The following is a 19,197-nucleotide window of genomic DNA, read 5'->3' as shown; positions in this document are numbered from 1 at the left end:
GGGTCACAATCCTCGTACCGACCTCCCCAGATCCCGGAGGAGCATGATCGGTCTGCGATCTGCCCGCGCGTCGGTCCGGTCGGTGGTCGACGCTGTGCGCGCCCGGCTTGCGGCGGCCCGCCCGGCCGTGCGCGGGCACCGCTCCACGTTGGCCGTCCAGTCGGCCAAGGCTGCCCTGGCCGGCATCCTCGCCTGGCTGGTCGCGGGCTGGTGGCTGGACTCGCCGCTCGCGGTCATCGCGCCCTGGGTGGCGATCGTCACCGTCCAGACGACCGTCTACCGGTCCGTTCGCGACGGACTGTGGCAGCTCGGCGCGATGACGATCGGCACCGTCCTGGCCACCGCCGTCCACGTGGTCGTCGGCAACACGCTGGTGGCCATGTGCGTCGTCCTCCCGGCCACGCTCGCGCTGACGTTGTGGCGGCGCGTCGGTGACCACGGCGTCTACAGCGCCACGACGGCGTTGTTCGTCCTCGTGTACGGCACGGTGTCGTTCGGCGCGGTGGTCGACCGGCTGCGCGAGGCCGTCATCGGCGCCGCCATCGGAGTGGCAGTCAACGCGGTGATCCTGCCGCCGGTCTACCACCGCCGCGGCCTGGAGGCCACCCGGGCGGTGAGCTGGGAGGCCGGTGAACTCCTCGCCTCGATCGCCGACGGCCTGCGGTCAGGAGTCGACCGGCACGCCGTACTCCGGTGGGACGAACGCGGCAGTGAGCTGACTCGGATGGCCGACCGGGCCCGCGACCTCAGCGGGTGGAGTTCGGAGAGCCGGCGGTGGAACGTCCGGTCCGAGCCCGTACGCCGGGAGTCGGCAGGGCCGGACCCGGAGGAGGTCACCGGCGTGGTCAGCCGCGTGGTCGGTTCGGTGAACGGCCTGGTGCGGGTCCTGCTGGAAGGAACCGGCGAGGCGTTCCGGAGCGAGTTGCCCGACCCCGACAGCGCCGGGCCGTACGCCGACCTGTGTGACCGGCTGGCCGAGGCCTGCCGCACCTACTCTGACCACGTGGCCGGGCGCTGCACCGACGAGGACCGGGCCGGGTACGCCGAGGCCGTCGGCGCGGCGAGGTCGCTGAGCGCGGAGCTGCAGGCTGACCTCGACGCCCGCGCACAGGCCGACCCGTCGGCGCTCGGTATGTTCCTGCTGGAGGCGAAGCGGCTGCTCCTCGGACTTCCGGCCGCGGACGAGGTCTGCCCCTCCGCTCCGGGCCGGCTGGAGGCCGAGCCCACGAAGTCCGCGGGGGCGTCCACGACGTCCGCGGGATCAGTCGACGCGTAGCCCCGCCTGGTTGTCACCGGCTTCGAGGTAGGTGCCGTGTCCGTGGGTGACCAGACGTACCGCGTCCCGGCCGTTCCCGTGGTTCCCGCCGAACGTCAGGACCTCGTTGACGACCCCGCCCACCTGGTTGCGGTAGTTGAGGACGAGGGTGTCGACGCCGACGTAGACACCGAGCACCTCGAAGCGGAGGTCGGGGATGCGCGCCAGGCCCTCGGTCCAGTACGCCCGCAGGGCCTCCTTGCCCCGGATGATCCCGTCGCCGCCGAGCAACCGCGCCGCGACCGGCGAGGTGAACACCACGTCGTCGGCGAAGTGCTCCAGCAACGTGTCCAGGTCGTGGGCGTTCCAGGCGCGGACCCACCGGTCGGCGAAGGTCCGGGCGTCGTCGTGGTTCATCCGGCCATGATGGCCGACCGACGGCCGGCGCGGACCCACCACGCGCCCGCGATCTCACCGGGCGGGATCACCCGGACCACCGGGGATCACCGGCCAGCCGCAGGGACGTCTCCAGGAACATCGCGTGCACGAACGCCTGCGGGAGGTTCCCGCGCAGTTGCCGCTGGCGTACGTCGTACTCCTCGGCGAACAGCCCCGGCGGTCCGCAGGCCGCGCGGTTGCGCTCGAACCACCGGCCGGCCCGGTCGACCCGGCCCTGGTGCCAGTAGGCCAGCGCGAGCTCGAAACCGCAGAGCAGGAAGGCACCCTCGTTCTCCCCGAGCGGAACGTCTTCGTCGGGCGCGAACCGGTAGGCGTACCCGTCCTGGGTGAGCTCCTTCTCCACCGCGGCGATCGTCGCGCGGACCCGCGGGTCGTCCGCGGGGAGCGCTCCCCGCACCGGAGGCAGCAGCAGGGCGGCGTCGGTGCCGTCGTGGTGCGGGCTGCGCCGCCACGCCTGGTCCGGTCGGGTGCAGCGGTTGGAGGTCTCCCGCAGGATGGCGTCGGCGAGGCTGGTCAGCCGGTCCGACTCACCGCGGGTGACGACGCCGGCGGTGGCCCGCAGTCCGGCGACGCAGGCGAGCCGGGAGTGCGTCCACCAGTCCTCGCGCAGCTCCCAGATGCCGGCGTCCGCCCTGTCCCAGCGGCGTTCGATCACGTCCACGGCGAGGTGCAGCGCGCGCCGTCCGTCGTCGTCCAGCCGGTCGTGGTGGGCCGCGACGGCCAGCAGCTGGAGGATCTCGCCGAACGCGTCGAGCTGGAACTGGCCGTTCACCCAGTTGCCCACGATGTCGGCGCCGCCCGGGTAGCCGGGAAGGTGCAGTTGCCGTTCGCGCGGGATGGTCGAGCCGTCGGCCCGGTAGCCGGGCGCGAGCCGGTCGCCGTGCTCGAGCAGGCGGGCGGTGGTCACCTTCACCGCGTCGTCGAGCAGCGGATGTGGTCCGTCGACGCCGACCGCGATCCCGGCGTAGCACTGGTCGCGGATCCATGCGTAGCGGTAGTCGTAGTTACGGCCGGCCTCGGCGCGCTCGGGCAGACCGAGCGTGGCCGCCGCGACCATGGCGCCGGAGCCGGCGGTCAGCCCCCGCAGGAGGGCGTACGCGTGGCGGGCGTCGCGTGGCGCCACCGAGTTCGCGAACTCCGGCACCGCCGCCCGCCACTCCCGCTCGGTGCGTGCCCACGCCTGGTCGGGGTCGACCGGCTCCGGAAGTTCGCGGTCACTGATCTCGAGGACCAGGTCGCGGTGGTCGCCGCCGGGCACCGTGAGCTCCAGCTCCAGCCGTCCGTCCTCGGACAGACGCGTGGCCGGAGCTCCGGTCCAGCGGATCCACAGCGGTCCGGTCCGCGCCGTCCACCGGCCGTCGATGGTGCGGCGTACGTCACGCATCGGTTCCTGGCCGAAGTGGGCGCGCAGGTCGAGCACTACCCGGACCCGGGCGGTGCCCTCCGGTGACTCGATCCGGCGCAGGACGACGGTCCGGTGCGGGTCGCCGGGGAAGGCAAGGGCGTCCCGGCACTCCACGATGCCGGAGGTGGTGACCCAGCGGTTGCGCCAGATGAGCGAGCCCGGCTCGTAGTGCCCGCCCCAGACGTGGCGCTCGGTCGGGGTGACGGCGTAGGCGCCACCGCCGCCGACCAGGTCCGACAGCACGGCGTCGTCGTCCCACCCGGGTGCGCACAGCCACACGAGCTCGCCGCGGGGGCCGCACAGGGCGCCCCGCTCACCGTCGGCGATCAGTGCGTATTCGCGGAGTACGGTCGGCTCGCAGCCGTAAGGTGTCGGTGACATTTGCATAGACGCAACTATTCCGCCGATACTTGCCCGATGGGCTCAGGAACTTCCGGCCACGGGGGCGAGAACGTCGAGGGCACTGAGGGCGTGGAGAGCGCCGAGGACGTCGACCGGCAGATCGACGCCGTGCTGCGGGCCGCCCGGGTGTGGGTCGCGGTGGTGGCACGCTCGGTCGCCGAGGTCGAGGAATCGGTGACCCTCAGCCAGCTCCGGGTGCTGGTGATGATCGCCACCCGCGGCCCGGTCAACCTCGGTGCCGTCGCCCGCGAACTCCGCGTCCACCCGTCCAATGCCACTCGCATCTGCGACCGGCTGGTGGCGGCCGGGCTGCTGCGGCGCGACGAGGACCCAAACGACCGGCGGCACCTCGCCCTCACCCTGACCCCGAGGGGCCAGCGGCTGGTCGACCAGATGATGCGGCACCGGCGGGCCGCGGTCGCCGACGTGGTGGCACGCATGCCGGAGGCCCAGCGCCGGCGGCTGGCCAGCGCGCTGAACGCGTTCGCGTCGGCGGCGGGTGACGTCACGGACGTGGAGACCTCGATGCTGGGTTGGCGGGAGAACTGACCGCCTCACCGGCCCGGCGAGCGGCGTGCAGGCCGGCGAGCGCCATCGCCGAGGCGATCGCCGTCTCGGTCAGCGCCAGCCGTCGCCGCCGGCGGTCGACCGCCGCCAAGCCCACCATGCTGAGAGCGTGCAGGGCGTCGACACCCGCACCGAGGCGGTAGGCCGCCGGGGACGCGAGCGCGGTGGCGGCACCGGCCTGAACCGTGTGGCGTATGCCGAGCACCCGCGCGGCGAGGCGTTCGTGCCGGTCGAGCCGGCGGTCGGCCAGTCGCAGGGCCATGGCGTCGGGGACCGTCGCCTCGGCCATGCCGTACGCGAACCGGGCAGCGCTCAGTGGCGTCACCGCGCCCAGCGCCGTCGCGGCTTTCCTCGCCGACCTTGCGCACAGGCCGCCGACAGTGCTCACCAGGCTCGCGTCGTTCACCCCGCTCACCGCCGGACGACCTTCGCCGCCAGGGCGGCCAGCCCGGCCAGCCCGGCCAGCCCGCCGCCCGCCGCGGCCGCCGACAGGCGGGGATGGTGCGATGCCCACTGCTGCACGCTCTGCCCGGTGGCCCGTGGGTCGAACGGCCCGTGCGCGCCGAAGTCCTGACCGCCGGGGCCGTCGGCGGGTTCCCACAGGTTGGCCGGCCGGTCGGGGTCGCTCGGCTGGTCGGTCTGCTGGGAGCTGTAGCCGGTGCGCCCGAGGTAGCGGTCGAGTACGCCGGGCGCCACGGCGTTGGCCATCAGGGTGGCCACCGTGCTGCCGCCCACCCAGTACTCGCGCCGGCGCGGGTGGTCCGCGGCGTACACGACACCGCGCGCGGCGACCTCCGGCTGGTAGATCGGGGGGACCGGCTGGGCGCGGCGTGGCAGCCGGGACAGCACCCAGGTGAACTGCGGGGTGTTGACCGCCGGAAGCTGCACCATCGTCACGTGCACGTTGCTGCGCTCGTGCAGCAGTTCGCAGCGCAGCGACTCGTGGAAGCCCTGGATCGCGTGCTTGGCGCCGCAGTACGCCGACTGCAGGGGGATTCCGCGGTAGGCCAGCGCCGAGCCGACCTGGACGATGGTGCCCGCGTCCCGGGTGCGCATCCGCCGCAGGGCCGCCATGGTGCCGTAGACGTAGCCGAGGTAGCTGACCTCGGTGACCCGGCGGAACTCCTCCGCGCCGATCTGGTGGAAGGGCGCGAACACCGAGGTGAACGCGACGTTGACCCACACGTCGATCGGGCCGAGCTCGTCCTCCACCCGGGCGGCGGCGGCCTCTACCTGCTCGGCGTCGGCGACGTCGAGGGGTATCGGCAGCGCCTGCCCGCCGGCCTCGCGTACTTCACGGGTGGCTCCGGCCAGGCCGGTCTCGCCCCGCGCGAGCAGCGCCACCTTCGCTCCGCGTGCACCGAACGTCTTGGCGGTCGCGCGCCCGACTCCCGCGCTGGCACCGGTGACCACGACTACCTGAGGACTCATGGGTTCCTCTATACCTGCAATCGTTGCGCAAACGCAAATGATCGTGTGTCCGAGGGGTCCTCTACCCCGGGATCACGCCAGCAACCGCAGCACCCGCTCGGCCTGCCGCTCCGGCGTCCCCGGAGGATTGCGGCGCACCGACGGGCCGCCCGGCAGCAAGGTGTACAGCCACAGGGCCGCGGCCAGCCGGCGGCTCTCCAGGAAGCGTGCCGGATCCACGTCGAACCGCGTCCAGAAACCGTCCCAGTCGGTCTCCTTCGCCGACAGATGCTCGACCAGGGAGGCGAGCTCGTACGACACGTCGGACCGGCCCGCGTCCTCGAAGTCGACGATCCGCACCCGGGTGCCGTCCCACAGGTAGTTGGCGAGGTTCGGATCTCCGTGGCCGAGCACCTTCGCCGCGCCGCCGGGCAGCCGGACGTCGACCAGCCACTCGCGTACGGCGTCCACGGCCCGGCCGAGCGGTCCGGCCGGCCGGGAGGCCCGCGCGAACCGCATCCGCGCCACCGCCAACGCCTCGCGCGGTGCGAACCTTCGGCGGGGCATCGAAGCGGCCGGCACCGACCACAGAATGCGCAGCGCGGCCTCCAGGCCGTCGAGCTCGGGACCGGTGAGCGCGCCGCCGAGGGGCCGGCCGGGCAGCTCGCCCACGGTCAGGCTGGGGACGCTCGCCTCCAGGTCGGCCGCCAGCGGAGCCGGGGCCAGATCGACGGTGTGCGCGTGCAGCAGCCGCAACGCCGACCACTCGCGCAGGTGCTCCCCCCGGGCCCAGGAGCGGTACCGCTTGTGCACGACACCGCCGAGGATGGACAGATCGTGGGTCTGGGTGACCGCCTCACCGCTCGTGGCGGCCGGTGCGGCCGTCGTGGAGGTCGTCACCGGTGTCGTCGAAGACATTGTGGTGGACATCGATGGGGTACCCCGCGGGCTCAGCCGACACCGTTGGCGGCGTCGGCTCCGCCGTCTCCGGCGGGGCGGCTACCGACGGGCTCGGCGATCCTGGTCGATGCGGACGGCAGCACCTTGCCATTCGCCGGTCGCGGCACGTCGTCGCCGGCCGGACCGGCGTAGCTGTAGCTGTAGCTGACGCCGTTCGGGCCGCGGTGAGGGCACATGTTCAGGACGCTGCCGGCGATGTGCGCGTGGACCGAGCCCAGGCGTTCGACGCAGGCACGAATCTGGTCGCGGGTGGTCTTGCCGTGCCGTACGACCAGAAGTGCGCCCTCCGCCTGGGCGGACAGGATGGCCGCGTCGGCCACGGGAAGCAGCGGTGGCGCGTCGATCAGCACGATGTCGAACGCCCGGCGCAGGTCGTTCAGCACGTCGGCCATCGCACGTGACTGCAGCAGCTGCGTCGGATCGGGCGGCATCGGCCCGCTGGCGAGGACGGCCAGGCCGTCCGTACCCCAATCCTGGATCGCGTCGACCAGGGCGACCCGCCCGATCAGAGCGCTGGTGAGCCCGACCTTGGCTTCCAGGCCCAGACTGTCGGCGACGCCGGGACGGCGCAGGTCGCCGTCGACGAGCACTATCCGCTGTCCGGACTGGGCGAGGGCGATGGCGAGGTTGGTCGCCGTCGTCGTCTTGCCCTCGCCGGGCAGGGAACTGGTGACGACGAAGACCTTGCTGCGCTGGTCCACGTTGATGAACTGCAGGTTGGTCCGCAGTACGCGAAACGCTTCCACCCGAGGGGCGTGCGACCGGTAGTCGGTGAGCAGCCGCTTGCTCACCTTCGTGTCGTAGCTGAACGAACCCAGCACTGGTGCGGAGGCGAGTTCCGCGACTTCTTCAGGCTTGCGCAGTGTGGAGTCGAGCGCCTCGCGTACCCCGGCCACACCGGCTCCGAGGAGGAGGCCGACGGCAACGCCGGCGGCGACGTTGCGGATCGGTTGCGGGCTCACCGGTGCCCGGGGGGTGATCGGTGGTCCGAGAGAGGTGACCTTGATCGGCGTTCCAGACTTGGCGGAACTGGACTCCAGCTGCTTCACGAAGCTGGTGAACTCGTCGGCCAACGCTTGGGCGATCCGGCCGGCAGTCTGTGGACTCCGGTCTGTCACCTTGATCACGAGGATGACCGTGTTCGGCACCACGCTGGCGCTGATCTGCTTGCGCAGGGCTGCCGGACTGCGTTCGAAGCCGAGCCTGTCGACCACGCGCCGAGCGAGTTCCGGACCTGTCACCAGGTCGGCGTACGACGCGACCCGTTGCTCGGAGAAGAGGCCGCCCTGGTAGGCGGAGGCGAGGTCCGGCTGTGAGGTGGACACGAACAGCCGGACCGTGGAGGTGTACTTGAGCGGGCTGGCGAGAGTGACCAGGGTCGCTGCGGCGACGGCGACGAGCGCACAGGCCAGGACCAGCCGCCACCGGCGTCCGAACACCTTGAAGTAGTCGCGAAGATCCACGAAGCCTCATCTCGTTCTCGGACAGGGGCGAGGTCCAGTTGCCATGGCGGATAGCGTGCGCACGGCGAAGAATGCCGAGGCCGCAGGTTGAACGTGCGGAACCGATAGTGGCATCTTCGTCCCTTGATTTCGAGGACATCCGCGAAATAACTCGGGACCTGATCTTGTTTCGCGGGCGACCTCGAATTCTTGATCTTGTCGGCCGTCCGACTCTGCGCGACACGAATTTCGGAAGGCCCGTCGGCTTTGTTCGGATGCGTACACTGCCGTACCGAGGAGCCTATGAGAATCGGTGTTCTGAGTCAGTGGTTCGATCCCGAACCCGGGCCGGCGAGCCTGCCCGGAGTGCTCGCGCGGGGTCTTGCGGACAGGGGTCACGACGTACAGGTGCTGACCGGCTTCCCGCATTATCCGGACGGTCACGTCGCCGCGGGGTACAGAATTCGACGGCGTCGCGACGAAACATTAGAGAATGTCCATGTCAGGCGGGTGGCGTTGTATCCGAGTCACGATTCCTCAGCAGTCAAGCGCACATTGACCTACGGCTCGTTCGCCGCCTCGGCTCTGCTGTCGGGGGTGGAGCGGCTTCGTGGGATGGACGCCGTATGGGTCGGCAACTCGCCCATCACGGTGGCGGCGCCGATGTGGTGGATTCGGCATCGCTACCGGATACCCGTCCTCCTGCACGTACTCGACCTGTGGCCCGACAGCGTGGCCGCGAGCGGGTTCGTCGGCGACGGGAGGGCCCGAGCCATCGAGGGCGTCCTGGGTTCCTGGTGCGGGCAGATGTACCGTTCCGCGAGCAGGATCGCTTACATCTCTCCAGGGGTGGGGGAGTTGCTGAGAAGCAGAGGCGTACCCGCGGACAAGCTCATCTACATTCCGCTGTGGGCAGAGGAGCAGTTCACCCGCCCCCAGGTGGAGAACCTGCGCGCCGAGCTCGGTCTGGCCGAGAACCACCTCGTGCTGGTCTACGCCGGCACGCTCGGCAGGACACAGGGGCTGGAGTCGCTGGTCGACGCGTGCGCGAAGGTGGACGATCCCAGCTTCCGTTGCCTGGTTGCGGGTTCGGGAGTGGCCGACGCGGAGCTGCGCCGGCGCGCGCAGGAGGTGGGGGCCGGCAACGTTCGCTTCCTCGGTCGCGTACCAAAGGACCGCATGCCCGCCCTGATGGCGACCGGCGACATCCACTATGTGAGTCTTCGCCCCTCGCCGATGGCCGCGTACACCATGCCGAGCAAGGTGCAGGCGATTCTGGCCGCCGGCAAGGCCATGCTGGTCGCCGCGGACGGCGACGTCGCCGCCGTGGCACGTGAGAGCGGAGCCGGGATCCCGGTCGGGGCCGCCCACGCCGCGGGGGTACGGGACGGGATCCGGCGCGCGACCGCACTCGGACGGGACAACCTGCGAGTCCTCGGCGAGCTCGGGCGCGACTACTACCACCGCACGTTCTCCGCGGAGACAGGCGTCGCCCGCGTGGAGAGTGTGCTGGCTGAGATCGCCGGGCCGGAGGTGGCCCATGTCTCCGGGTGACCCGGCAACCAGACCGGCCACCGACATGGCCGGTGCCGTCGTCGGCATCACCGGCGGGACCGGTTCCTTCGGGGCGACGATGGTCGAGCGGCTGCTGTCCCGGAACGTTCGCGCCGTGCATGTTCTGAGCCGGGACGAGGCCAAGCAGGACGCCATGCGGCGGCGATTCGCCGACCACCGGCTGAAGCTCTTCCTCGGTGACGTCCGGGATCCGCGAAGCGTACGGGAAGCGGTGTCCGGCACCGACTACATCTTCCACGCCGCGGCCCTCAAGCAGGTGCCGTCGTGCGAGTTCTTCCCACAGCAGGCGGTGAGCACCAACGTGCTCGGCAGTCGGAACGTCGTCGAGGCCGCGGCCGCGGCCGGAGTGCGGTCGGTGGTCTGCCTCAGTACGGACAAGGCGGTTTACCCGGTCAACGCTATGGGCATGTCCAAGGCCCTGATGGAGAAGACCGCGCAGGCATTCGCGAGAAACAACCCCGGCTCCGCGACCGTCGTCTCGGTGACGAGGTACGGCAACGTGATGTACTCCCGCGGCTCGGTCATCCCGATGTTCGTGGAGCAGTTGCGGGCGGGCCGGCCGTTGACGATCACCGAGCCGACGATGACCCGCTTCATGATGACGCTGGCAGAGTCGGTGGAGTTGGTGGAGCACGCGTTCGCCCACGCCGAGCCCGGTGATCTCTTCGTACGCAAGGCCTCCGCCTGCACCGTCGAGACCCTGGCCCGCGCCCTGGCGAAGCTGCTGGGCTACGGCGAGCCGGAGGTCAAGGTGGTGGGACCGCGACACGGGGAGAAGCTCCACGAGACCCTGCTCAGCAGGGAGGAGATGGTGCGCGCCACCGACCAGGGCGACTACTACCGCGTGCCGTTGGACACGCGGTCGCTGGAGTACGAGGTGTACTTCGACCAGGGTGCCCCGGAGGCCGCGGTGGTGGAGGACTACTCGTCCGACTCCACCGACCAGCTCGACGTCGACCAGGCGATGGCTCTGCTCGCGACGATTCCGGAGATCAGGTCGATCATGGAACGGATGCCGCTGTGAAGGTCGTCGTCACGGGAGGTCACGGATTTCTCGGCTGGCATCTCCGGGTGCGCCTGCGAGCGTTCACCGACCACAGTGTCGTGGCTGTCGGCCGCGCGGAGTGGGACCGGCTGGACACCGAGCTGAAGGATGCCGACGCCCTGATCCATCTGGCGGGGGTCAACCGCGGGACGGACCACGAGGTCGAGCACGGCAACGTCCGGCTGGCGCAGATGGTCGGCCGGGCGGTTCGCGACAGCGGACAGTTGTCGTGCGTCGTATTCGCCAACTCCGTCCATGCCGAGGCTGACACGCCGTACGGACGTGGGAAGGCCCAGGCCGGGATCCTGCTGGCGGACAGCGCGACGACCTGTGGTGCTCGTTTCGTCGACGTGGTGCTGCCCAACCTGTTCGGCGAGCACGGCCGGCCCAACCACAACTCCTTCGTCGCGACCTTCGCACGGGCCGTGGTGGACGAACAGAACCCGGCCGTGCAGGACCAGCAGGTCGAGTTGCTGTACGTCCAGCAGGCGGCGGCGGCGCTGATCGACGTGCTGGGCCCGGAGCACCCGGAGATGGTGCGCCCACGAGGCGAGTACACATCCGTCGGCGAGGTGTGGGAATCCCTTCGCGACATGCATCACCTGTACCGGGGCGGTGAGTTTCCGGCGCTGACCACGCAACTCGAGGTCGACCTGTTCAACACGCTCCGGGCGGCCATGTTCCCCCGGGCCTATCCGATGCGGCCGGCGTCCCATCATGACGAGCGCGGAGGGCTGGTGGAGTGCGTCCGGGCACACGGCGGCACCGGGCAGACCTTCGTGTCCACGACCAGGCCGGGGGTGACGAGGGGAGAACACTTCCACCTGGAAAAGGTCGAACGCTTCCTTGTCGTGCGTGGGCGTGCGCTGATCAGCCTCCGCCGGCTCTTCCACGACGAAGTGATCTCCTTCGCGGTGTCCGCCGACGCCCCCGCGATCGTCGACATGCCGACGATGTGGGTCCACAACATCGTCAACACCGGCGACGACGAACTTGTGACGCTCTTCTGGACACACTCGCTGCACGACCCGCTCGCCCCGGACACCTTCGCCGAGCAGGTCCGGCCGGATCTCGGGGGCCGGGGGTGAGCTACCCGGGCGTCTGGGAGAGTGACACGGCCTGTCCGGACGTGGGCGCGCTGCGGTCGGACGATGTGGTTGCCGCCGCCCGTCTGCACGCTCGATCTTTCCCGCGCTTCTTCCTGACCAGTCTCGGTGAGCGGTTCCTCCGCGAGTTCTACCGCGGTTTCGTGGAGGACCCTGCCGCGGTGACGGTGGTGGCGCGAGACTCCGCCGGCGCGGTCGTCGGGGTGGTCGTCGGGACTGTGGTACCCGATCAGTTCTTCCGTCGCATGCTGCGCAGGCAACTGGGACCCCTGCTGGTGGCCAGTCTGTTGGCAGTGCTCCGGCGTCCGACCGCTGTGGTGCACCTGCTCCGTGGGCTGAGGTATCGCGGCGGGCTCCCGATCCTTGTACGGGGTGCGCTACTGAGCTCCATCTGTGTCGATCCCGACCTGGAGGCCTCCGGCATCGGCCGCCGACTGCTGGCGGCCTGGTGGTCTGCCGTGCAGGCCCGTGGCGGCACCCACGCCTACCTGTCCACCGACGCCGACGGAAACGATCGGGTCAACCGCTTCTACCAGCGGGCCGGCTGGGATTTGCTCGGTAGTTATCGCGTGCCCGGGAGACGACGTATGAACTGCTACGGGATCTCGGCGCCCTCCGGCCGAGACCCGGCTTTCTGAGTACGGTTTCGCCGACAAACGTGTGCGCGGATTTCTGCAGTGCGATCCGGCGCCGAATTGGGATTTTCTCAGATCGCCCCGTCTGGCGGCCGGGCTCATCTTCTTCGGCTTAACTGGCCACGGAGGGTCGTGTCCCATGGGAACTCACTATGACGCGGCCGGATACGGGGGGATCAGGGTGAAGCGTGAGCTGAGAACTCTCGCCCGGCGGCCGGTTGTACTCGTTGGCCTGGACGGTGCTGCCTGGCTGCTTTCGATGGCGACGTTCGCTGCACTTCGGATGGATGTCGCGGGGGGAAGCGGGCCCGTTCCGTGGGGCGGCGTGATCACTCTCGGGCTGTCGGCGACCGTGTTGCACGCCGGCTTCGGCTGGGTGGTGCGTCTGCACCAGGGACGCGCGACGATGGGCAGCTTCGAGGAGATGCTGCTGCTCGGCGGCGTGACCGGATCCGTCGGGATCGTCATCGTGATCGCCGACGCGGTCGCCGCCCAACCGCTCGTCCCGAGGACGGTTCCGGTCGCGGCCTCCTTCATGACGTTCGCCCTGGTGGTCTGGTGGCGTGCCGGGTGGCGGCGGATCCGGGAACTCGGAGGCCGAAACCAGCCCGACACCGGGAGCACCCCCGTCCTGATCTTCGGTGCCGGGGACGGTGGATGCCAGTTGGTGGACTCGATGATGCGGGACCCCCGGCGGACCTGGCGACCGGTCGGCCTGTTGGACGATGATTCGCACAAGCGATACCGACGGCTGCGCGGCGTTCCGGTGATGGGTACCTTCGGCGACCTCGCCGACGTCGTCGCGCAGACCGGCTGTCGCACGCTGGTGGTGGCGATCCCCAGTGCCAGTGGGGAACTGATGCGTACGGTCGAGAGTCGCGCGGCGGCTCTCCACCTGGACCTCAAGGTGCTGCCCGGCGTCGCCGAACTGCTCAACGGCCAGGTGGCGGTCTCGGACCTGCGCAGTCTGGAGGTGGGCGATCTGCTCGGCCGCCACCAGATCGACACCGATGTCGGTGCGGTTGCGGGTTACCTCACCGGCCGGAGGGTTCTGGTCACCGGGGCAGGCGGTTCGATCGGATCGGAACTGTGCAGACAGATCCACCGCTACGCGCCCGCCCAGCTGATCATGCTGGACCGCGACGAGTCCGCCCTGCATGCCGTCCAGCTTTCGATCCAGGGCAGGGCGATGCTGGACACGCCGGACGTCGTTCTGGTCGACATCAGGGACACCCAGCAGATCCTTGAGATCATGGAGAAGCGACGTCCGGAGGTGGTGTTCCACGCCGCGGCGCTCAAACACCTTCCCATGCTGGAGCAGTACCCCGCCGAGGCGGTCAAGACCAACGTGTGGGGAACGCTCGCGGTTCTCGACGCGGCGAAGGCTGTCGGCGTACGCCGCTTCGTCAACATCTCGACCGACAAGGCCGCGAATCCGGTCAGTGTGCTCGGCTACTCGAAACGGATCGCCGAGGGGCTCACGGCCGCCGCGGCGATGGACACAGGTGAGACCTTTCTCAGTGTCCGGTTCGGCAACGTGCTGGGAAGCAGAGGGTCCGTGCTCACCGCGTTCACCGCCCAGATCGAGGCCGGCGGTCCGGTGACGGTGACCGAACCGGATGTCACGCGTTACTTCATGACCGTCCAGGAAGCCGTGCAGTTGGTGATTCAGGCGGCGGCGATCGGCGAAGCGGGGGAAGCGCTCGTCCTCGACATGGGCGCGCCCGTTCGTATCGACGATCTCGCCCGACGGCTGATCGGGATGTCCGGCCGGCGGATCGAGATCGTCTACACGGGACTGCGGCAGGGCGAGAAGGTGCACGAGGAGCTGTTCGGCGACGGCGAACCAGACCGTCGGCCCGTTCATCCGCTGGTCTCCCACATCGCGGTACCCGCCGTGGAGCCGGCCACCGTCCAGGCCATCGACTTGTGGAGTGGCCCTGGGCAGGTGGTGGAGACACTGCGGGAGACCTGCGAGAAGATGAGTGCCGGCGTGAGCACGCGCTCCGTGCCCTGGGTCAGCCGGTGAGCACGGCACGAACGGTTCGGGCGAGGATGCGCAGATCACCTCGGAAAGTTCGACCTTCGACGTACCCCAGGTACATCTCGACCTTACGGGGGAGTATCACGTCGAGGTAGTGGCTTTCGGGGTCGGGAACCTCGGCGAGCTCGGCGGACTCTCGACGGTAGGCGATGGATGCAGGGTCGGTGATGCCCGGGCGTACGGACAGGATGCGTTCGCGGGCATCGGGCGGCCAGCATTCCACGTACTTGGGCACTTCCGGTCGTGGCCCGACCAGGCTCATGTCACCGGCCAGGACGTCGAGCAACTGTGGAAGTTCATCCAGCTTGGCGGTTCGTAGGACACGACCCAGCCGAGTGATCCGTGCGTCTGTGTCCGAGGTGACAGCAGGGCGAGCAGAACCGGGCCGGCGGACGATGTCTATGTCCCGCATGGTACGGAACTTGTGAATGCGAAACCGCGATCCGTACCGCCCGACCCTTTCCTGGCGAAACATCGCCGGCCCACCGTCCAGTCTGGCAACGATCGTGAGCACAAGCAGGAGCGGTGACGCGACGACGAGGATCACTGCCGCGACGCTGAGGTCGAAGGCACGTTTGAGCAATTCCGCTCCGGATCACCGCAGGACGTCGCGGGCAGTCTCGAGCACTCGATCGACGTCGTCGTCGGTCATCCCGGAGTACAGCGGGATGCTCACCACGCGGTCGAACTCACTGTTGGCGACCGGAAACATCTCGTCCTGAAGGCCGTACTGGTCTCGCCAGTACGAGTGCATGTGCAACGGAATGAAGTGGACGCTGCAGCACACCCCGCGGCGGGACATCTCCGCGATGAACTCGTTTCGGCCAAGACTGGCGCCGTCCCACACTCGGACGACGAACAGGTGCCACGCATGAATGTCACCGGCCGGGGCCTCCTGCGGCAGATCGAGCGGAAGATCGGCGAACGCGGCCAGGTAGCGCTCGGCGATCTGCTCACGTCGCAGGTGCATCTTCTCCGCCCGGTCGAGTTGAACCAACCCGATCGCGGCGGCGGTGTCGGTGAGGTTGTACTTGTAGCCTGCCGCCGCGATGTTGTAGCGCCAGGCGGGACGATCGCTGCGATACCTGTCGAAGGCGTTGCGGTCGATGCCGTGCAACCTGGTCGTCCGAACGCGGCTCGCCAGGTCGAGGTCGCGGGTTACCAGCATTCCGCCCTCGCCCGTCGTGATCGTCTTCGTCGCGTAGAAGCTGAAGACGGTCGCTGCGCTGCGCCCGGCGCCGACGGGTACACCCTCGCTCGCACTGGGAAACGCATGTGCCGCGTCCTCCACGACGTGCAGGTGATGCCGGACGGCGAACTCGTGAAGCCGGGACGATGACACCGCCCTACCCGCGAAGTGGACCGGAAGGACAGCGCGCGTGCGTCCGGTGACCTTGCGCTCGGCGTCGGCCAGATCGATGTTGAGGGTCACCGGGTCGCTGTCGACGAACACCGGCCTGGCGCCCAGGTGGACAACGATCTCGGCGGTCGCGGTGAAGGTCCACGTCGGTACGAGAACCTCGTCGCCAGGGGCGATCCCAAGGGCCTCCAGCGCAAGGTGCAGCCCAGCGGTGGCGGAGTTCAGTGCGACCGCCTGCACACCGTCGCCACAGAGGGCGGCGAACCGGCGCTCGAACTCCTCGACCCTTGGACCGCTGGACAACCAGCCGGACCTCAGCGCGTCCGAAACCGCCTGGATCTCCTCCTCGCCAATGTCCGGCAGTGCAAAGGGGAGTGTGCGATCGGCCATACCAGCCCCCACGAAGTGTTGTGAGTAGATGTGGTGAAGAGGTTGGTTCCAGATATTCGTTACAGTTCCCCCTCGCGGAATATGGCTATCACGACAGGCCGCGAAAGTTATCCGAACTCAACCGTTTCCCGCTGGGCAGCAGAACGTCGGCAGGCGTTACAAAAGTCTCACTCTGTGGGCCTGCCCAGTGTCCGGCAAGAATGCTCATGATGTCCGTAATATGCACTACCAGTTGGGCACGCTGGATTCGCCCGCCTTCCGGGACGTCCGCTGCGCGGCGGGTGAGGAGTTGTACGTGAAGGTCATGACGGTGGTGGGAACGCGACCGGAGATCATTCGGCTCTCCCGGGTCATTCCTCGCCTGGACTCCGCGATAGATCACGTGCTCGTCCATACCGGTCAGAACTACGCCTACACACTGTCCGACATATTCTTCGACGAGCTTGGGCTACGACGACCCGACTACTATCTCGGTGTCGACACCTCCACCCTGGGCCGGATGCTCGGTGACACGCTGATCAAGGCCGAAGAGATGGTCATGGCCGAGCGGCCCGACGCGCTGCTGGTCCTCGGTGACACCAACAGCTCGATCGCGGCGCTCATGGCGAAGCGTTTGCGGGTCCCGGTCTTCCACATGGAAGCCGGCAACCGGTGTTTCGACGAGAACGTGCCGGAGGAGACGAACCGTCGGCTCATCGACCACATCGCGGACTTCAACCTCGTATACACCGAGCACGCGCGTCGCAATCTGCTCGGCGAGGGCATCCACCCCCGGCGAGTCCTCCTCACCGGTTCACCCATGAAGGAGGTTCTCGACCACTACCGCCCGCAGATCGAGGCGTCGAGGGTGCTGGACAGCCTGTGCCTGACCGCCGGCGACTTCTTCGTGGTGAGTGCCCACCGCGAGGAGAACGTGGACGACCCGCAACGGCTGCGAGGACTGTTCGAAGGCATCTCCGGCCTTCGTGACCACTGGGGGCTGCCCGTGGTTGTGTCGACCCATCCACGGACCAGGAAGCGCATGGAGGCGCTCGACGGCTGGTCACCGCCGGACGGGGTCGACTTCTGTGAGCCGTTCGGCTTCTTCGACTACGTCAGACTGCAACTGGCTGCCCGCTGCGTTGTGTCCGACTCGGGAACCATCTGCGAGGAGGCGTCGATCCTGGGATTCCCGGCGGTCACGTTGCGAACCTCCATTGAACGGCCCGAGGCGCTCGACGCCGGCGTCCTGGTGACGGTCGGGCTGGACTCGCCGACCATGCTCGCCGCCGTGGAGTTGGTGACGTCGGGGGCTCCGCGCACCGCATCGAGTACGTCCATCCCGGAGTACCTCGTCGACGACTGCTCGGAGCGGACGGTGCGTTTCATCCTCGGAACTGCCCACGGCTACCGCGAGATCACCGGCATCAGGGACGGAGCCGGTGGGCATCGCCGATAACGGCCCGCCGGTGGTCCCACCCGTTCGGTCGCCAGGTTCGCCGGCGCCGTTCCGGACAGGTGAGAGGTCTTCGTGCTGAGCCGCAGCCGGCCTTGCGCGACGATGACCGGTACGGACGGCGGTCCTCGGCGCGGCCATCGGTCCGCGTCCTCACAGGTTCTGGACGGTGAGGACGATGAACAACACGATCACCGCCTCGCTGATGATCCAGGAGTTGTTGTTCATCCAGTCCCGCACACGCGGTAGCAGGTGGCGCCCGCGCTCGCCCAGCGCCAGCACACACAGGGCCGGCAACGCGAGCAACAGCAGGGTCAGGCCGATGAACGGCAGCATGTGCCACCACGGCCTGGTGTCGGTAGCGAGCTTGAGCCCGACGGTCAACGACGTGGCCAGGTCGCTCGGGAAGAAGCCCAGCAACAAGAAACCCAGCCCGAACGCGAACTTGACGTTGGCTTCCTGCAGTTTTCCCATCCAGGCAGGCGGATCCGGGCGTCCGCGATGCAGGAAGACGTACACCATCGCGTAGAGCAGAAGGAGGAAGATCGCCACATAGAACCAGCGACGCGACGATCCGGGCGCCGAGACACTCACGAGGTCCCGCACGAAGCTCGCCGCGAGGTAGGCGATCGTGCACACCGCGAGGATGGACAGGGCCGCACCGGCCACGTAGGCGAGCGAACAGCTGACCCACCGTGGGTTGGTGGCGAGGAACACCGCGCTGATGATTTGCGGGCCGGCCACCATGACGACCGCGAGCGGCAGGACGGTGAGGAGATCACGCACGGGAGGACTCCCTCCACGCTCGAGGAGGCGGCCCTGCCACCGCTCCACTCCTACTCTCGCATCGGCGGCGGCGCGTAGAGTCGAGAACGACACCGCCAGCACGGGCCGGGGAGATTCCCATGGAATACGAGCGGTTTCTCACCGTCGTGGACGCTGCGGGTGGCCTCGGGCGGGATGGCGCCGAACGCGCCACCACGGCGACCCTGCAGACGCTGGCCGAGCGTGTCTCCCAGCAGAAGGCCCGTGAGCTGGCGAGCGCGCTGCCCCCGCAGCTGGGTTCCCTGGTGACCACCGAGGATCCGCCGGAACGCTTCGACGTGGACGACTTCCTGCGCAGAGTGGCCGAGCGGGAAGGAACCACCCCAGAGCCGGCCGAACGCGACGCCGAGGCGGTCTTCACCGCACTGGCGCAGGCGCTAGGGGATCGCGAGTTCGCCAACCTGGTCGCGCAGCTTCCCAAGGACTACGCCTACCTGCTGCCGGGCGGCCCGCCGGTGGTTCCGGCGCAGGAGCTGGTGGCGAAGGTGGCCGAGCGCACCGGCCTGGACGAGCAGACCGCCCGCCGGTCGGTCGACGCCGTACTCGAGACGCTGGCCGAGCGCGTCTCAGCGGGAGAGGTCAACCACCTGGTGGGCCGGCTTCCCGTCGAGTTGCACGAGCCGCTGCGCCGGGGCCTGCGCCGCAACCCCGGCCCCGGCCGGCGGATGTCCCTCGCCGAACTCCTCGCCCTGATCGCCGAACGCGACGGCGTTCCGCCCGACCGGGCGCTGGAACATGCCCGGGCGGTGTTCATGGTCGTACGTGAGGCGGTGGGCGAGGAGTTCTTCGACTGCGGCGTTCACCTGCCACCGGACCACGAGGTGCTGTGGGCTCCGGTGGCATCGTCCTGACGCTCAGGAAAGCCCTGACGTTCAGGGCCCG

General features: G+C 69.2%; 18 protein-coding genes. 9 read left to right on the top strand and 9 right to left on the bottom strand.

The genetic code is table 11. The features are described from left to right. Positions 1 to 43: 43 nt before the first annotated feature. Entirely contained in the window at positions 44 to 1,276 is a 1,233-nt protein-coding gene (locus ABZV93_RS13730; RefSeq protein WP_354934616.1) for an aromatic acid exporter family protein, read from the top strand. On the opposite strand, the gene ABZV93_RS13725 is transcribed toward ABZV93_RS13730, so the two are convergent. After that, on the bottom strand, positions 1,262 to 1,672 hold the full coding sequence (locus ABZV93_RS13725; RefSeq protein WP_354934613.1) for a nuclear transport factor 2 family protein: 411 nt from the start codon (positions 1,670 to 1,672) through the stop codon (positions 1,262 to 1,264). The genes ABZV93_RS13730 and ABZV93_RS13725 overlap by 15 nt on opposite strands. 67 nt (positions 1,673 to 1,739) lie before the next feature. Continuing rightward, the gene (locus tag ABZV93_RS13720; RefSeq protein WP_354934611.1) at positions 1,740 to 3,500 is read right to left on the bottom strand and encodes a glycoside hydrolase family 15 protein; all 1,761 of its coding nucleotides are present in this window, start codon (positions 3,498 to 3,500) and stop codon (positions 1,740 to 1,742) included. Between the two features lie 36 nt (positions 3,501 to 3,536). Here ABZV93_RS13720 and ABZV93_RS13715 point away from each other — a divergent pair, with 36 nt between their 5' ends. Next, on the top strand, positions 3,537 to 4,070 hold the full coding sequence (locus tag ABZV93_RS13715; RefSeq protein ID WP_354934608.1) for a MarR family transcriptional regulator: 534 nt from the start codon (positions 3,537 to 3,539) through the stop codon (positions 4,068 to 4,070). Here the strand turns inward: ABZV93_RS13715 and ABZV93_RS13710 are convergent. The 4 genes from ABZV93_RS13710 to ABZV93_RS13695 form a co-directional block, all read right to left on the bottom strand. Continuing rightward, on the bottom strand, positions 4,027 to 4,503 hold the full coding sequence (locus ABZV93_RS13710; RefSeq protein WP_354934605.1) for a hypothetical protein: 477 nt from the start codon (positions 4,501 to 4,503) through the stop codon (positions 4,027 to 4,029). The two genes, ABZV93_RS13715 and ABZV93_RS13710, sit on opposite strands and share 44 nt — an antisense overlap. After that, a complete protein-coding gene (locus tag ABZV93_RS13705) occupies positions 4,500 to 5,519 on the bottom strand; it encodes an SDR family oxidoreductase (RefSeq protein WP_354934602.1) in 1,020 nt (339 codons plus the stop codon). Before ABZV93_RS13705 ends, ABZV93_RS13710 begins: the two co-directional genes overlap by 4 nt. Before the next feature lie 72 nt (positions 5,520 to 5,591). Next, positions 5,592 to 6,416: an aminoglycoside phosphotransferase family protein gene (locus tag ABZV93_RS13700; RefSeq protein WP_354934599.1), complete on the bottom strand. Its 825-nt coding sequence runs from the start codon at positions 6,414 to 6,416 to the stop codon at positions 5,592 to 5,594. 32 nt (positions 6,417 to 6,448) lie between these two features. Continuing rightward, positions 6,449 to 7,921, bottom strand: a complete 1,473-nt coding sequence (locus tag ABZV93_RS13695) for a polysaccharide biosynthesis tyrosine autokinase (RefSeq protein WP_354934596.1) — start codon at positions 7,919 to 7,921, stop codon at positions 6,449 to 6,451. Between the two features lie 282 nt (positions 7,922 to 8,203). Between ABZV93_RS13695 and ABZV93_RS13690 the strand changes: the two genes are divergently transcribed. The 5 genes from ABZV93_RS13690 to ABZV93_RS13670 all read left to right on the top strand — a co-directional run bounded on the left by ABZV93_RS13690 (position 8,204) and on the right by ABZV93_RS13670 (position 14,290). Further along, complete coding sequence (locus ABZV93_RS13690; RefSeq protein ID WP_354934593.1) at positions 8,204 to 9,454, top strand: glycosyltransferase family 4 protein; 1,251 nt, start codon at positions 8,204 to 8,206, stop codon at positions 9,452 to 9,454. After that, positions 9,441 to 10,499, top strand: a complete 1,059-nt coding sequence (locus tag ABZV93_RS13685; RefSeq protein ID WP_354934590.1) for a polysaccharide biosynthesis protein — start codon at positions 9,441 to 9,443, stop codon at positions 10,497 to 10,499. Before ABZV93_RS13690 ends, ABZV93_RS13685 begins: the two co-directional genes overlap by 14 nt. Beyond that, positions 10,496 to 11,608, top strand: coding sequence for an NAD-dependent epimerase/dehydratase family protein (locus tag ABZV93_RS13680; protein WP_354934587.1), 1,113 nt, complete (start codon positions 10,496 to 10,498; stop codon positions 11,606 to 11,608). The genes ABZV93_RS13685 and ABZV93_RS13680 overlap by 4 nt, the downstream gene beginning before the upstream one ends. Next, positions 11,605 to 12,264, top strand: coding sequence for a GNAT family N-acetyltransferase (locus tag ABZV93_RS13675; protein WP_354934584.1), 660 nt, complete (start codon positions 11,605 to 11,607; stop codon positions 12,262 to 12,264). The genes ABZV93_RS13680 and ABZV93_RS13675 overlap by 4 nt, the downstream gene beginning before the upstream one ends. A 322-nt stretch (positions 12,265 to 12,586) precedes the next feature. After that, positions 12,587 to 14,290 carry a nucleoside-diphosphate sugar epimerase/dehydratase gene (locus ABZV93_RS13670; RefSeq protein WP_354934581.1) on the top strand — a complete coding sequence of 568 codons (1,704 nt, stop codon included), beginning with the start codon at positions 12,587 to 12,589 and terminating at the stop codon, positions 14,288 to 14,290. On the opposite strand, the gene ABZV93_RS13665 is transcribed toward ABZV93_RS13670, so the two are convergent. Next, the gene (locus ABZV93_RS13665; protein ID WP_354934578.1) at positions 14,280 to 14,888 is read right to left on the bottom strand and encodes a sugar transferase; all 609 of its coding nucleotides are present in this window, start codon (positions 14,886 to 14,888) and stop codon (positions 14,280 to 14,282) included. The two genes, ABZV93_RS13670 and ABZV93_RS13665, sit on opposite strands and share 11 nt — an antisense overlap. A 12-nt stretch (positions 14,889 to 14,900) precedes the next feature. Beyond that, positions 14,901 to 16,055 (bottom strand): DegT/DnrJ/EryC1/StrS aminotransferase family protein, encoded by a 1,155-nt coding sequence (locus tag ABZV93_RS13660; protein WP_354934575.1) that lies wholly within the window; start codon positions 16,053 to 16,055, stop codon positions 14,901 to 14,903. Between the two features lie 220 nt (positions 16,056 to 16,275). Here ABZV93_RS13660 and wecB point away from each other — a divergent pair, with 220 nt between their 5' ends. Then, positions 16,276 to 17,493 carry a UDP-N-acetylglucosamine 2-epimerase (non-hydrolyzing) gene (gene wecB / locus ABZV93_RS13655; RefSeq protein WP_354934572.1) on the top strand — a complete coding sequence of 406 codons (1,218 nt, stop codon included), beginning with the start codon at positions 16,276 to 16,278 and terminating at the stop codon, positions 17,491 to 17,493. A 150-nt stretch (positions 17,494 to 17,643) separates the two neighbouring features. Here wecB and ABZV93_RS13650 read toward each other — a convergent pair whose 3' ends face one another. Then, positions 17,644 to 18,276: a GAP family protein gene (locus tag ABZV93_RS13650; protein ID WP_354934569.1), complete on the bottom strand. Its 633-nt coding sequence runs from the start codon at positions 18,274 to 18,276 to the stop codon at positions 17,644 to 17,646. A gap of 119 nt (positions 18,277 to 18,395) precedes the next feature. Between ABZV93_RS13650 and ABZV93_RS13645 the strand changes: the two genes are divergently transcribed. Next, positions 18,396 to 19,166, top strand: coding sequence for a DUF2267 domain-containing protein (locus tag ABZV93_RS13645; RefSeq protein ID WP_354934566.1), 771 nt, complete (start codon positions 18,396 to 18,398; stop codon positions 19,164 to 19,166). The last annotated feature ends 31 nt before the right edge of the window (positions 19,167 to 19,197 follow it).

This window comes from Actinopolymorpha sp. NPDC004070 (assembly GCF_040610475.1).
Classification (GTDB): Bacteria; Actinomycetota; Actinomycetes; order Propionibacteriales; family Actinopolymorphaceae; genus Actinopolymorpha.
This window is presented reverse-complemented; position numbering and strand designations above follow the sequence as displayed.